14 protein-coding genes are annotated in these 13,091 nt (G+C 64.8%); 10 read left to right on the forward strand and 4 right to left on the reverse strand.

The window, feature by feature from the left end; genetic code table 11:
- Positions 1-12: 12 nt before the first annotated feature.
- The 4 genes from B5J99_RS03570 (at position 13) to B5J99_RS03585 (ending at position 4,497) form a co-directional block, all read left to right on the forward strand.
- The gene (locus tag B5J99_RS03570) at positions 13-1,260 is read left to right on the forward strand and encodes a S8 family serine peptidase (protein ID WP_054135593.1); all 1,248 of its coding nucleotides are present in this window, start codon (positions 13-15) and stop codon (positions 1,258-1,260) included.
- Between the two features lie 97 nt (positions 1,261-1,357).
- Complete coding sequence (locus B5J99_RS03575; RefSeq protein WP_117351490.1) at positions 1,358-2,308, forward strand: hypothetical protein; 951 nt, start codon at positions 1,358-1,360, stop codon at positions 2,306-2,308.
- 261 nt (positions 2,309-2,569) lie between these two features.
- A complete protein-coding gene (locus tag B5J99_RS03580; RefSeq protein ID WP_054135595.1) occupies positions 2,570-3,511 on the forward strand; it encodes a sensor domain-containing diguanylate cyclase in 942 nt (313 codons plus the stop codon).
- Between the two features lie 386 nt (positions 3,512-3,897).
- A complete protein-coding gene (locus tag B5J99_RS03585; RefSeq protein WP_245991729.1) occupies positions 3,898-4,497 on the forward strand; it encodes an alpha/beta hydrolase in 600 nt (199 codons plus the stop codon).
- A 5-nt stretch (positions 4,498-4,502) separates the two neighbouring features.
- Here the strand turns inward: B5J99_RS03585 and B5J99_RS03590 are convergent, their stop codons facing one another.
- The 3 genes from B5J99_RS03590 to B5J99_RS03600 are packed head-to-tail and all read right to left on the reverse strand — an operon-like array spanning position 4,503 to position 8,783.
- On the reverse strand, positions 4,503-5,579 hold the full coding sequence (locus tag B5J99_RS03590) for a lipocalin-like domain-containing protein (protein WP_117351491.1): 1,077 nt from the start codon (positions 5,577-5,579) through the stop codon (positions 4,503-4,505).
- Positions 5,576-8,116, reverse strand: a complete 2,541-nt coding sequence (locus B5J99_RS03595) for an FtsX-like permease family protein (RefSeq protein WP_117351492.1) — start codon at positions 8,114-8,116, stop codon at positions 5,576-5,578. The genes B5J99_RS03590 and B5J99_RS03595 overlap by 4 nt, the downstream gene beginning before the upstream one ends.
- Positions 8,109-8,783, reverse strand: a complete 675-nt coding sequence (locus B5J99_RS03600; RefSeq protein WP_245991730.1) for an ABC transporter ATP-binding protein — start codon at positions 8,781-8,783, stop codon at positions 8,109-8,111. The genes B5J99_RS03595 and B5J99_RS03600 overlap by 8 nt, the downstream gene beginning before the upstream one ends.
- 520 nt (positions 8,784-9,303) lie before the next feature.
- Between B5J99_RS03600 and B5J99_RS03605 the strand changes: the two genes are divergently transcribed.
- The 6 genes from B5J99_RS03605 to B5J99_RS03630 all read left to right on the forward strand — a co-directional run bounded on the left by B5J99_RS03605 (position 9,304) and on the right by B5J99_RS03630 (position 12,605).
- The gene (locus B5J99_RS03605) at positions 9,304-10,059 is read left to right on the forward strand and encodes a hypothetical protein (protein ID WP_162892439.1); all 756 of its coding nucleotides are present in this window, start codon (positions 9,304-9,306) and stop codon (positions 10,057-10,059) included.
- Positions 10,060-10,328: 269 nt separating this feature from the next.
- Positions 10,329-10,535 carry a cold-shock protein gene (locus tag B5J99_RS03610; RefSeq protein WP_054135600.1) on the forward strand — a complete coding sequence of 69 codons (207 nt, stop codon included), beginning with the start codon at positions 10,329-10,331 and terminating at the stop codon, positions 10,533-10,535.
- A gap of 76 nt (positions 10,536-10,611) precedes the next feature.
- Complete coding sequence (locus tag B5J99_RS03615; RefSeq protein ID WP_054135601.1) at positions 10,612-10,821, forward strand: hypothetical protein; 210 nt, start codon at positions 10,612-10,614, stop codon at positions 10,819-10,821.
- A 184-nt stretch (positions 10,822-11,005) separates the two neighbouring features.
- The gene (locus B5J99_RS03620; protein ID WP_117351495.1) at positions 11,006-11,278 is read left to right on the forward strand and encodes a hypothetical protein; all 273 of its coding nucleotides are present in this window, start codon (positions 11,006-11,008) and stop codon (positions 11,276-11,278) included.
- Between the two features lie 95 nt (positions 11,279-11,373).
- Positions 11,374-12,111: a cytochrome c oxidase assembly protein gene (locus B5J99_RS03625; protein ID WP_117351496.1), complete on the forward strand. Its 738-nt coding sequence runs from the start codon at positions 11,374-11,376 to the stop codon at positions 12,109-12,111.
- On the forward strand, positions 12,105-12,605 hold the full coding sequence (locus B5J99_RS03630) for a CopD family protein (RefSeq protein WP_117351497.1): 501 nt from the start codon (positions 12,105-12,107) through the stop codon (positions 12,603-12,605). The genes B5J99_RS03625 and B5J99_RS03630 overlap by 7 nt, the downstream gene beginning before the upstream one ends.
- Here the strand turns inward: B5J99_RS03630 and B5J99_RS03635 are convergent.
- On the reverse strand, positions 12,569-13,081 hold the full coding sequence (locus B5J99_RS03635; protein WP_117351498.1) for a DUF2231 domain-containing protein: 513 nt from the start codon (positions 13,079-13,081) through the stop codon (positions 12,569-12,571). The genes B5J99_RS03630 and B5J99_RS03635 overlap by 37 nt on opposite strands.
- Positions 13,082-13,091 lie beyond the last annotated feature (10 nt).

Here is a 13,091-nt window from a genome sequence, read left to right on the forward strand (position 1 = left end):
ATATGCAGGGTCATGGCGGGGGTGGCAATGGTCGCCCTTCCGGCGGCGGCGATGCCCCAGATCGGGCTGCCTTCGCTGCCCACGCCGCGCGGCGGGATCGACGGGCTTGCACGGCCCCTGCTCGACACTCTCGACCTCGATCGGCTGTCGCCCGATGCGGTGGCGCGGCAACTGCGCTCGGCAAGGCTTGATCGCCTGACCGGTTTTGTCCGCACCCATCGCGATCGGGTCGAGTTCGACGCGGTGCGCGCGCCTGCCCTGCGCGGCGTGCTGCTGGCGACGGGGGTGGCGGGCGCCGACCGGGCCAGAGCGATTGCGGCAGGGTACCGCATCATCGACGAAGAGGTCATCGCGGAGCTCGACCTGACCTTTGTCCGCTTCGCGCTTCCCGAAGGACTGCCGCTCGGCAAGGCGCAGCGCCAGCTGGCCGCGCTGATGCCCGCAGCCGAGATAGCAGCGGACAACCTCTATTTCCCCAGTGGCGGTCTTCCGCCCGCAGCATCTCTCGGCGCGCTGGCCGCTGCGCAGACAGGCGGGCCCGGCGGCGCGCGGATCGGCCTGATCGACAGCGGCGTGGGCCCACTCCCCGGCCTCAGCGCACGGGTCGTGCAGAAGGGCTTTGCCACCGGCGCGCCCCGCGCGGGTGACCATGGCACCGCGGTGGCGGCGCTGGCGCTGGGCGCGGCGGGTTCGGGCAGCGCGCTCTATGCTGCCGATGTCTATGGCACCGATGCCACGGGCGGCACCGCCTCGGCAATCGCACGCGCGCTGGGATGGCTCAGCGGGCAGCAGGCCGCCGTGATCAACATCAGCCTGGTCGGACCGGACAACGCGCTGGTCCATGCAGCGATCGCGCGGGCCCAGGCCAAGGGTGCGCTGATCGTCGCAGCCGTCGGCAATGATGGCCCGGCGGCGCCGCCAGCCTTTCCGGCAGCACAGTTCGGTGTGCTCGCGGTGACCGGTGTGGATACCTCCGGCCGGGTGTTGCCCGAGGCGGGACGCGGAAAGCATGTCGCCTTCGCAGCACCAGGGCGCAGCCTGGCGCCCGCCGCAGGGGGAGGTAAGAGCGTCACGGTGCGCGGCACGTCCTTTGCCGCGCCGCTGGTCGCAGGCAGGCTGGCGCAGCTGTACCCCGCCCCTGCCCCCGGCCGAATCGAGACCGCCGTGCGCGGCCTGATAGGCCAGGCGCGCGATCTGGGGCGCAAGGGCCGCGACCCGGTCTATGGCCATGGCCTGGTCTGTGGCGATTGCGGCCGCTGACAAATTCCTCCCGGCCGGGGATGGATTGCCCGTGCCGCCTCGTTGTCTCTCCAGCGGATGCCGTTCCGGCGCATCCGGCAAGCGAAGGAGATCAACGATGAAGCATGTTCTGAAGATGGGCTGCGTTGCAGCGATTCTCATGGCCGCTCCGGCTCAGGCGCAGTTGCTGGGCGGCGGCGGCCTGGGCGGTGGTCTGGGCGGTGGCCTGGGCGGAGGCTTGGGCGGTTCGCTCGGTGGAACGCTGGGCGGCACCCTGGGCGGCACGATCGAGCGGCCGACCCGTGATCTGGACGCGAGCGTGGAACGCACCCGCCGCTCGGTCGATGCAACCGGCAACGCCAGCGGCGAAGCGCGCGCGCGCCGGCAGGTCGATGCCCGCAGCGGCCGCGTAGCCGCCGATGGCGGTGGCAGCGCCAGCGGATCGGGCAATCTTGCAGGCACTGGCGGACTGCTGGGCAACGGCATCGCCGGCGCGGTCGGCGGGTCGGGCGCGGGCAGCGCCAATGGCGGCGCTGAGGCGACGCTGATCGGAACCGACCGGGCGGGCGAAATCGCGCGCAGCGGCGCTGGCTCGGCGCGCAATACCGTTGCCGGTGCCCGCCAGAGTGCAGTGCAGCAACTTGGCCTCGCGCAGGCCGCCGCAGGTGGCGCTACCGGCCAGATCGGAGCGGTTGCCGGTCTTGCAGGCAATGCCGGTGGTTCGCTCGCGGGCAACGCAGGCGCGATCGCAGGCAGCGCGGGTGGCTCGGCCAATGGCAGCGGGGCATTGACCGGTTCGGGCGAATCCGGGCCTGCAACGCCCGCCGGGATGCCGGTGACGAACGCAAAGGGCCGTGCCATAGGATTTGTGCAGAGTGTGCGGACCGGAGCCAATGGCGCTGCGGACATGGTGATGGTCGAGATCGGTGACCGCATCGTCCCGGTGCCCGCGAGCCAGTTGAGCGGCAACGGCGATGTGCTGGTCACGGCCATGTCCGCAGGGCAGCTCAAGGCAGCGGCAAAAGATGCCCGGCCGGGCGAAGCCCAGGCCGAGCCAGGCCCCGAATGACCTGCGGGTCCATACGCCGCAGCCGGTCAGGGGGTACTAACCCTGCCCGGTTGCGGCATCGCCCCTGCCGGGGTACCAGCGCAAGACGCGCACATCGCCCGCCATACGCCAGAAGGCCTGGCGCTTGCATGCGGGCCAGCATGCAGTGTTACCACCGCATGGCGCACGCCTGCGGCTTTGGTGACGTGCAAGTTAATGGCGCGTTAGGGGCTGAAGCCCATTGTTCACTGCATGGGGGGCACATGCGGCCGGAAAACCAACATGACATCTCGCGCACCGCCTATCAGTCCTGAACAAACGATCCTCCAGCTGATCGCGAAATACTCGCGCGACGTGATCGCGCAGGTTCGCCCCGACATGACCTTCAGCTATATTTCACCGTCTGCCGAACGGCTGTTCAACCGTCCGACCACCCAGATCATCGGGCATCACATTGCCGAGTTCGTGCTGGAGGAAGACCTCACGCTGATCGCGCAGGCGACTCACCAGGTGGTCTCTGGCAAGGCGGACGACAGCGTCGTGACAGTGCGCGTCATCAAGGGCGATGGCAGCCTGATCTGGGTCGAAGTCGCATCGCGGCTGATGGACCAGACCGAAACCGGCGCCCCGGGCAACCGGGCGGTGATCATGCGCGATGTTTCCGAGCGCAAGGCGCTGGAAGATACGCTGCGCACCATGGCGCTGAAGGACGGGCTGACGGGGCTGGCCAACCGGCGCTCGTTCGACGAGACGCTGCTGATGGAATGGAAGCGCACGGCGCGCGCGCGATCGCAGATGTCTCTTCTGCTCGCCGATATCGACGGGTTCAAGACGTTCAACGACGCTTTCGGCCATCAGGTCGGTGACGATTGCCTGCGCAGCGTCGCCAACGCACTGGTATCGGTGGTGCAGCGCCCCGGAGACACCGTCGCCCGATATGGCGGCGAGGAACTGGCCATCATCCTGCCCGAAGCGGATGCACAGGCAGCCACGATCGTGGCCGAGCGCGCCAGACAGGCGGTCGAGGATCTGCAGATCCGTCATGCAGGCTCGAGCGGTCAGGTGCTGACGGTCAGTATCGGGTCGGCAACCGCGCGCGCCAGCCATGGCGGCTCTATCGGAATGCCGCAGGCGTTGCTGAGCTCGGCTGACCGGGCGCTTTATTCAGCCAAGGCCGAGGGGCGAAATTGCTGCAGGGCAGCCGTGTCGCTGGTCGAGCGCTAGGGGGCGCGTGCCGGTTGTGCGAAGTCCATCGTCACGCAGCACCAGCGCGAGACAAACAGACCGACAGCCGGTTTTTCCGGCATCCACCAACCGACTTGCGGGCCGACCGCCGCTGATCATTGGCTGACCAGCTGGAATTTCGATCCGAAAACGAATACTGCCACCTTGATCAAGCGCGCCAAACCCTTTGCACCAAGGCCGCCCGGCTGTAGCGTCCCAATGGGCCTTGCGTTTCGACCTGTCAGGACGTTCGGGTTTGGTCGCTCAAGGCAGAATACCAGCCATCGACAGGCGACCCCTTCACAAGCACGAAAGAATATTCAGTGTCGAAAATCGTCAATGGCGCCAGCCTGAAACCACGGACCGGAACTCGGCCAAGGAACATCGTGCTGCTGCTTCACGGCTATGGTTCGAGCGGCACGGACATGATTTCGCTCGCGCCCCAATGGCAGGATGCGCTTCCCGATACGTTGTTCCTTGCGCCGCACGCCCCCCAGCGCTGCGGAATGATGGGGGCGGGGTACCAGTGGTGGGGGTTGTCGGGATTCGCGCCGTCGGCATTGGCGGCGGGCGCAGCATCGGCCGCTCCCGCCATCGACGCCTTCATCGACCGCAAGCTCGCCGAGTATGAACTGACCGAGGCGGACCTGGCCTTGGTCGGGTTCAGCCAGGGCACGATGATGGCACTGCATATCGCGCTGCGCCGACCAAGCGCGGTCGCTGCCGTGGTCGGCTATTCGGGGATGCTGACCGCAACGGCAGGGCTTGCGCACTCCGACTTCGCAAAGCCGCCGGTGCTGCTGGTGCATGGGACCGCCGATCTGGTCGTACCGATCGCGGCGCTGCATATGGCAGAAAGCGAGCTCAAGCGGCTTGGCGTCGCAGTCACGACGCACGTCTCCTACGGTGTAGCGCACAGCGTCGATCCTGTCGGTCTGCGACTGGGGCGGGATTTTGTCCGTGACGCCTTTGATCGGTCGTCCTGAGCGCCTTATATGACCAACGGAGCGGCATATCCCGTCAGCTCAAGATAGCCCCGGCCACCTTCGGTGCGGACCAGCCCCTCCCAATAGACCGGCAGACCGCTCGAACGCGCATCGAGCTCCTGGTCTGCGAACATGGGCGTGAGCGTCAGGCGCTTCTGGCCCTCAGGCAGCTTGATCGTCAAAATCTGCGCCACCGGATAGGTTGCTCCTGTCCGCTTCGATCGCCACGTCCGCGTTGGCGTGAAGGTGATATCGCCCGGCTTGAGGGTCACCGCTGTTCCGTTCGCGCGGCGGAATGTGCCACCCGCCCAGATGCTGCGCCCCTTTTTGCCGCGGATGCGGAACGCCATCAGCGCCGCGCCATCGTCGAAGTTGAGCCCCGTCCAGTCCCAGCCGACCGCCGCTCCGCCCAGGTAGCGCGACGACCATTCCCGGTCGAGCCAACTGCGCCCCCTGACGGTCTCGGTCGATGAGCCGCGCGTGATCGTTCCTGTCGTCTCCAACTGCGGCAGCGAATAATAATAGCTGGCAGATTGAGGCTCGGGCCCCTTGCGGCTGTAGCCGCCTGCGCCCTGCAGGATCGGTCGCTGCGTGGGCGTGAATGTCAGCTTCAGCGCAAACCCGCGCGCGACGATCCGCGCCGAAAAGCGACCATCGGCCAACCGGGCCAATCGCCAATCCTTGATGCGAACATCGGCGTCACCAACCTTGGCTTCGGCAATGCCGAACCCGCCACGCGCCGCGCGCTGATCATGCAGGAGTTTGCCGATGGCTGGATCCGAAACGGCAGCGTGGGCAAAGAGCACCTGTCTCGGCGCAAACTTGCTGGGGTTGCCAGGATCGACCCGCGGCCGCGTGCGAAAGAACGTGATCTGGAACCCCAAATCCTTGCCTTTGGAGGTTTTGACTGTCCCCGTCACATACCACCATTCCGTGCGAAAATCCGGATGCGCGCCGTGATCGGCTGGAAAGGAAAAGGCACGGCCCGGCGTGACATCAGGATAAGACAATCCCGGTGTCTGCGCGACACTGGCAGTGGTCAGCGCGAGGGCTGCCAGACTGAGCGATGCTGCGCGGATCACCAGTCGGCCCTCACCGCGCGAACCGCATCCATCGATGCGGCCCGTCGCCCGGCAAGCATCGCCGTGATCGCCGAAGATACAATCAACGCCGTGATGACCGACAGCATCAGCGTCACCGGCAGCCGCGTCGTCATCGTCCAGTTGAACGATTGGGGATTGATGACATGGATCAGCACCTGGCTGATCGCGACGCCCAGTGTCACGCCGACCAGTCCGCCGACCGCGCCCAGCAAGGCGCCCTCGATCCCGAGCATCGCGACAATCTGTCCGCGCCCGACGCCGATATGGCGCAGCATTCCGAACTCGCGGGTCCGGGCACTGGCCTGCGCCGATGCGGTGGTCGCAACGCCGGCCAATCCAACGATGACCGCAATCGCCTCGAGCACATAGGTAATGGCGAAGCTGCGATCGAAAATCGAGAGCGCCAGGGTACGCAGGCTTGCAGGTTCGGCCATTGTCAGGCGCGACTTCAAGGGCGGCGGGGCTGCAGCCCTTATGGCCCGCTGCACAACCTTTATATCCGCGCCGGGTTCGAGCAACACCATGGCATCGTCGCGGACAGTGTCGCCCGTAAGCCGATCGTAATCGCTGGAATGGATCACCACCGCGCCTTGCTGCCTCGAATAGTCGCGCCAGATGCCCGCCACCGCAAAGCGGGCGCCGGTGCCAATCGGCAAACGGATGGCATCGCCGGGTTCAACCGCCAGGATACGCGCCGCAGGTTCGGAGAGCCAGACCGCGGTGGTGCCAGGCGGCGGCATGACTTCCTCCCCCAGCAATTCCAGCGCCGCACCGTCGGTGCCGACCGGACGTGCGATCAGGCTCATCGGAGGCTCGCTCGGATCGAGGACGATAGGCACTTGCCGGCTGAACGCGATGGAAGCGATGCCGGGGATCGCCGCCATTCGCGCTTGCGAGCCCTGATCAAATCCGCCCCAGCCCGGCTCCGACCGGACATACAGATCGCCCGACAGAATGTCGCCAAGCCATTGATCGACCGCCCCGCGAAAACTGGTCACCATGACCGCCATCGCGATCATCAGCGCCGTACTTGCCACGATCCCGCACAAAGCGGTTGCGGCGGCGCTCGGTGCCCCATGAAGATGCTGGATCGCCAGATCCGTCGGCACATTGCGGTGCGATGCACGGGCCAACGGAGCGAGCAGCGTGCGCGCAAGCCATGGCATCGCCGTGATCCCGGCGGCCAGCAACAACGCAACCGAAAGGTAGCCGAAGAGCGGCAGCCGTCCCACCGCAGGCAGCAACGCGGCGCCCATTCCTGCAGCCAGCAATGTGAGCGGCAACCCGCCGGCCAAATGATCACGCGGGTCGATGCTATCCCCAGCATTCCTGAGCGCGACGGCGGGGGCGGCACGTGCGCCCTGCAACGCCGGGATCAGGCTGCCCCCGACCGCCGCAGCAACCCCCAGGGCAAAAAACCCGGCAGCTGCCGAAGGCGCAAGGATGAGCGCAGGCGGCGCACCGTCGAAGATGCCGCTGCCAAGGTCTCCGCCCAGGATATCGAGCGCGCCAGCAGCCAGACCAAAGCCTATCAGCAGGCCAAATGTAGCGCCGATCAGCCCGGCCAGCGCGCCTTCGATTGTCACCAATGCAACAACCCCGCTGCGTTGCATCCCGATCGTGCGGAGCAACGCGAAACTTTGCAGGCGCCGGGTGACCGAAAGCGATTGTGTGGAATAGACGAGGAATGTGCCGGTAAACAGCGCGACCAGCGCCAGCATCGTCAGGTTGACGCGATAGGCGCGCGAAAGACCATCGCTCTGTTGCGCGTCGTCATCCTGGTCGCTGACGATCGCATCTGCCGGGATCAGGGGCATCAGCCGCGAACGGACGTCGCTTGCCTGCACATCGGAGGTCAATTTGAGGTCGATCCGGTCGATCTTGCCCAATCGCCCGAAAAGCCACTGCGCGGCGGCAATGTCCATCATGCCGACGCGTCGCCCCTCGGCAATGGCCGGCAGCAGGCCGCGCACGGTCATCGGCTGCACCTGCCCATTGGCATTGATCGTCACACGGTCACCGATGCGCAACTTTCCGGCGATCAGCGCAGCGTGCGACAGGAACAGCGCGTCGCTGGCAAACACATCATCGCCCCCGCCGCCCTGTTTTCCGCCACCGGGGCCGCTGGCGGGCGCACCGATCAGGCTGGGCGTCACCTCGGCCGCGCGGATGATATCCAGCCCGAGCAATGTGAAAGGCTCGCCGCGCGCAACCCCTGCCCTGAGCACGACGACCGGGCTGGCATCGGCGACCCCTTCAACCTGCAAAACCTTGGCATAAAGCGCTTCGTCAAAGCCAAGACGGCTTGCCGCCTCGATTTTCAGGTCCGCGGCACCGTTGACCGTGTTCACCGCCTGACCAAATGCCGCGAGAGCCGATCCGTTGATCAGATGCACCGCAAACCCCAGCGCGACCCCGATGGCAATGGCGATCACGGCAATCGCGATCCGCCCGGGATGCTGCCGCGCCTCGCCGGTGATCAGCCAGGCAAGCGCCCGGATGGAATTGCTAGACATTGGCGGGGGCCAGTCCATTCTCGGTCAGGACCAGCGTCCGGTCGGCGATGGCTGCTGCCGCGGCCGAGTGCGTGACCAACAAACCTGCCGATCCCGAATTCCGCGTCGAATCCGCAAACAGCTGCAAAATGCGCGCGGCCGTTTTGCTATCAAGGTTTCCCGTCGGCTCATCGGCCAGGATCAATGCCGGTCGATGGATCAGCGCCCGCGCAATCGCAATGCGTTGCAGTTCCCCGCCAGAAAGATCGCGCGCATAGTCATCGCCCCGGCTGCCGAGACCTACCATGTGAAGCATCGCATCCGCGCGCGCTGTGATCTCGCTTTTTTCACACGCCGCCAGGGCGAGCGGCAGCGCGACGTTTCGGCGCAGGGTCAGATATGGGAGGATATGAAAAGCCTGAAACACAAAGCCGATCCGGCGGCGGCGCAAATCGGTCAGCCCGCGATCATCGAGCAGGCCCAGATCTTCGCCGCCAATCAGGATCTGGCCTTCATCATGAACATCAAGCCCCGCAGCGATGTTGAGCAATGTCGACTTGCCCGACCCTGACTCGCCGATGATGGCGACAAGTTCCCCCGCCGCAACGCTCAACGAGAGATTGCGAAACAGAACGCGACCGCCAGGAACGCTTTTGGTGAGCCCGCGCAATTCGAGTTGTGGGGTCAACGTTGGTCTTTCGGCTCTGTCGGGCCTGAGCGCATGATAGCGCATGGCCGTCTCGGACCGCATTTTGGCATCAAACCCGTGCCCTGGCTAGATTGCCTTTCTGCGCGCGTTTTGCAGATCATGCCGCGCGGTGCGGCCTCAGCCAGTTCAAGGCCGCTTACTGACCAAAACCTGCGCGAACCTCGCTGCCGGGTATCGGCAATGCCAGCCGCCATTGAGCATTTCGATAGGTTTGATCTATCGCCGGGCCGCCAGTATTTCTTGTTCACCATCAAGGCCTGTAGCCTATCTTGCTACCTGTTGCAGTTATCATGCTCCTGTACGGAGGAACGATAAGGGCATCATGAGGACACAAATCAGACATTTCTGAACGGCTTGTCGGCCCCTGTTTTTCAATCGGGAATGACGTGATGTATCGGTACATGGCATCGGGCAATTCAGGCGGTGGCTTCATTCACGGCGATCAAGAAATGAGGTTTGGCGAGAGAAGTTTTTCTTGTGCCCTATCCCTGATCTGCACGTGCTGCATATTTTTGGCCCCATGCTTATCTCTGTCGAGGGCCGCGCGAATATCATGAGCAGTGTGCAGGTTTTCGTCATCAGCGCAGAAGACGCGAATGAAGGGCCCATCGCAGAGTCAGCCGGGAAAAAGTACGATCAGTCAGAAGGGGTAGACAAGCGCCGGGATGACAATGCCGGGCAGCCAGCACCCCGGCCAGCGTCCACGATACCGGAGCCTCCGGCATTTCCACGGGTGCGCCATCCGGAGCCGATCGAACTACCGGACTTTTCCCAGACGTTGAATGCGGCTGCCGATATCCCGGACAGCATTTTCGACCAGATTCCTGCCCATGCAGGCAATGCCCTTGTGGATACGGGCGCGCCGAGCGTGTCCGGCGCTGGCGATGGCAGCTCCGGAACAGGCGAAGGGAGCAGCGGCTCCGCTGAGAGCGGCAAGGGGATGGCAAAAGTTTACACCGCGTCCTGGGCGCCAAGCATGGACTTCTCCAAGGACAACAAGTTCTACCCGCCCGGCGCTGCCGCTTCCCGTGTCGAAGGTGTGGCCTGGCTGAAATGCAAGGTGGTGCGCCGCGACCGGGTGCGCAATTGCCATCTCCTAGGGGAAAGCCCGCGCGGCTACGGTTTTGGCAAGGCTGCCTTGAAGACCGAACCGGGCCTGCGCATCCGGTTACACGATCGCGCTGGCCGGCGCGTCTTTGACGAATGGACCATTGTCACGTCCACCTTCAGCCTGGCGGACCTTGCATCGGACTAGCGGGAGCGCCGCACCACTTCGCTGGTGCCGACACTGGTCGTGGCGAGCCGTCATTTGCTCGTTCCAAAAGACTTCAGCGCCGCGGTCGCATTAAATTCAGAATTTGCTTCCATATTCTGAACAAGTTGGTAGAGAAGCGGGGCTCACGTCGCATGCGACGGATAATCGGCAGCATTATGCCACCTCTTATCCCTTTCTAGCACTACTTGAAGCCGGGATGCTCCGCTGTTGGCGCATGCCCGTCATACTTGGGATAAAGGCTTATCCATATGATTACCGGAACCGTGAAATTCTTCAACGCCGACAAGGGCTATGGCTTCATCGCGCCAAATGGTGGCGGCGACGACGCGTTCGTACACATTTCCGCCGTCGAACGCGCCGGAATGCGTACCCTCGACAAGGATCAGACCGTTTCTTACGAACTGGAAACCGATCAGCGCGGCAAGACCTCGGCAGTGAATCTTCAGGCTGCATGATTGATGCGGGGCAGTGCGGTCAACGCGGCCGCACTGCCCCGCTCCTTGTACCGAGCTCAGTTTTCCGGAGGCAAAAATGACTGATCCTAAAAATCGTCCGTTCCTTATCAACAAGGATGCCGATGGAAATGTCCGGCTTACGGTGCGCTCCACCCGCTACAACTCGCAAGGTTACCCCCTGGTGACGTCGCTGCTGCAGGACGAGCTGTTCAAAACTGCAACCGCAGCGCGCGCATTCGCACAGGAACATTTCGGTGCTCGCCCGGGCGAATACTCAGCAAAGTAACTGCTGGCTGCTCCGCCTCGACCGCGGTCCAGGCTGACCGCTTCAAAAACCTAAGCCATTCAGGACCTCTCGGCCTCGCCACCTCCTCAAGCTGGGGCAGGTCTCTGCCGATGGCGGGGTGTGGACAGGCAGGAGCTGGCGTCCGAGGACCGGGTTGGCCAGGTCAGCCGCCGCGCATTCCACGATGAACCTGCCGGATGACCATGGCTATGGTTGGTGGCGGCAGACATTCGCGGTGCAAGGCCGGTCGATCGACACCTATTTAACCAGCGGCAATGGCGGGCAAATGCTGTTCGTGATCCCCGAGCTGGAAATGACCGTGATGTCCCAGGCAGGCCATTACCGCGACGCCCAACGCGTTCCGCGACCGGATCATGGGGACCTTCATCCTTCCGGCAACAGCATCTGCAAAGGCGAGAAAACGACAGGCCAGCCGCGGCCGCAAGCTGGCTTTTAAGGCATCCACGGAACGGCTTGCAGGCTGCCTCGTAACCCTGTTTGGCGCGCCGGGTCTGCCGCACGGGTTTCAGTCGAACGAGGGATGCAATCACGATGGTCTCCGCAGCATCCGTCACGATGCCGTATTGCGGGCTGACCACTTCTGATCGCTGGCTGACCAGCTGGAATTTCGATCCGATCGTGATCGCCGCGATCGCAGCGGTATCGGTACTGGCCCTGCACGGACCCCGCAATCTTGGCGCGCAGCGCTGGGCCGCGGTCGCGCTGATGGCGATGCTTTGGATCTCTCCCCTGTGCGCGGCATCCGCGACCCTGCTGTCGGTGCGCGTTGCGCACCACATGGCGCTGATGCTGCTGCTGGCGCCCGCGCTCGCGCTGGGCTGGCCGAACCTCCGGCTGGGCGATCCGCTGGCCTGGGCGATCGGCGCATCGCTGGCGCTGGCCGCGTGGTTCGTACCGTCCGTGTACAGCTTTGCGTGGCAATCGGATGCGGCATACTGGGCGCTGCAGCTGGTGATGCTCGGCGCGGCGTGGCAGTTCTGGGCGACCTGGTTTGCACCGGCCACCGATTCCCGGCCGCTGGTTGCGGTTGCAGCTCCGGCGCTGCTGGCGATGGCGATGGGCTTTACCGGTGCGCTGCTGACTTTCGCCCCGCGCCCGCTGTTTGCCGAGCACATCTTCACCACCGTGCTGTTCGGTGTGTCGCCCCTGTGGGACCAGCAACTGGCAGGCCTGCTGATGTGGACCGCGGGCATGGTGCCGATGGCGCTGCTGGCGTTCGTGCGGCTGGGCAGGCTGGCGGGCGCTCCGGCCGAGGGCGCGCGATGCTGATCACCTGGTCGACCCTGATCTTCAAGGCGCTGCATATCTCGGCCATCGCCCTGTGGGCGGTGGGGCTGATCATGCTGCCGCTGCTGTTCCGGCGCTATCGTCCCGGGCTGAGTGATGCGGCCTATGCCCGTTTCCGCAAGCTCACCCATCACAGCTATGTCCGCTTCCTCACCCCCGTGGCGGTGGTCGCGGTCGGCACCGGAATCGTGCTGATCCTGATGCGCGGGATCTTCGAGCCCTGGCTGTACGCCAAGCTGGCGCTGGTCTCGCTGCTTGCGGTGCTGCACGCCTATATCGGCCACATGATCGTGCAAACCGCAGAGACCCGCGGAACGGTGCGCCTGCCCTCACCCTATCTGGTGCTGGCCCCGGTGCTTCTGGTGCTGGTCGGCATCCTGGTGCTGGTGCTCGCCAAGCCGGTGCTGGCGCTCGATTGGCCGCAATGGATGACCCAGCCTCAATCCTGGTCGCTGCCGCGTTGGGTGCCGATTTGATAGTCGAACACAAGCTTGCCGCCGTGCCAACCGGTAAGGCCCGTCATCAGGACGCACAGGGCAGAGAGCATCACCCCATAAGGCAGGATCGCGCCGACCGGGTCGCCCAGCCTCAGGCCCCAGTTGCCGCCCAGCACCGACAGCAGGGTCATGGCGAGGATGAAATGCGTCCAGCTTGCCGCGCGCACCCGGATGCCCGGGACCGAGAGCAGTTCGACCGTGCCGACCATGCCGGCCAGAACGCCGAAGATGAAGCCCGATCCGATCGCCCACAGCGCGGCGCGCGCCCAGAACACGTCGCCGGTGGCCCAATAGAGCAGATCCGCTCCGAAGGTGCCGAACGCGGCGGAAATCGGAAAGGCGACCATCATCGCGTGCACCGGATGACTGGCAAAGGCGATCCGCGATTCGGTCTCGTCGAAGCTGCGGCGAGAAAGAATGGGGTCGGAGCGCAGGGTCTTGGTCTTTTCGGTCATCGCGCTCGTT

The sequence above is a fragment of the Blastomonas fulva genome, assembly GCF_003431825.1.
Lineage (GTDB): Bacteria > Pseudomonadota > Alphaproteobacteria > Sphingomonadales > Sphingomonadaceae > Blastomonas > Blastomonas fulva.

Excerpts from the sequence above, each read along its gene's own strand:
- B5J99_RS03570 (WP_054135593.1), top strand. The coding sequence starts at position 13 with ATGGCGGGGGTGGCAATGGTCGCCCTTCCGGCGGCGGCGATGCCCCAG.
- B5J99_RS03575 (WP_117351490.1), top strand. The coding sequence starts at position 1,358 with ATGAAGCATGTTCTGAAGATGGGCTGCGTTGCAGCGATTCTCATGGCC.
- B5J99_RS03580 (WP_054135595.1), top strand. The coding sequence starts at position 2,570 with ATGACATCTCGCGCACCGCCTATCAGTCCTGAACAAACGATCCTCCAG.
- B5J99_RS03595 (WP_117351492.1), bottom strand. The coding sequence starts at position 8,116 with ATGTCTAGCAATTCCATCCGGGCGCTTGCCTGGCTGATCACCGGCGAG.
- B5J99_RS03610 (WP_054135600.1), top strand. The coding sequence starts at position 10,329 with ATGATTACCGGAACCGTGAAATTCTTCAACGCCGACAAGGGCTATGGC.
- B5J99_RS03615 (WP_054135601.1), top strand. The coding sequence starts at position 10,612 with ATGACTGATCCTAAAAATCGTCCGTTCCTTATCAACAAGGATGCCGAT.
- B5J99_RS03620 (WP_117351495.1), top strand. The coding sequence starts at position 11,006 with ATGAACCTGCCGGATGACCATGGCTATGGTTGGTGGCGGCAGACATTC.
- B5J99_RS03625 (WP_117351496.1), top strand. The coding sequence starts at position 11,374 with ATGGTCTCCGCAGCATCCGTCACGATGCCGTATTGCGGGCTGACCACT.
- B5J99_RS03630 (WP_117351497.1), top strand. The coding sequence starts at position 12,105 with ATGCTGATCACCTGGTCGACCCTGATCTTCAAGGCGCTGCATATCTCG.
- B5J99_RS03635 (WP_117351498.1), bottom strand. The coding sequence starts at position 13,081 with ATGACCGAAAAGACCAAGACCCTGCGCTCCGACCCCATTCTTTCTCGC.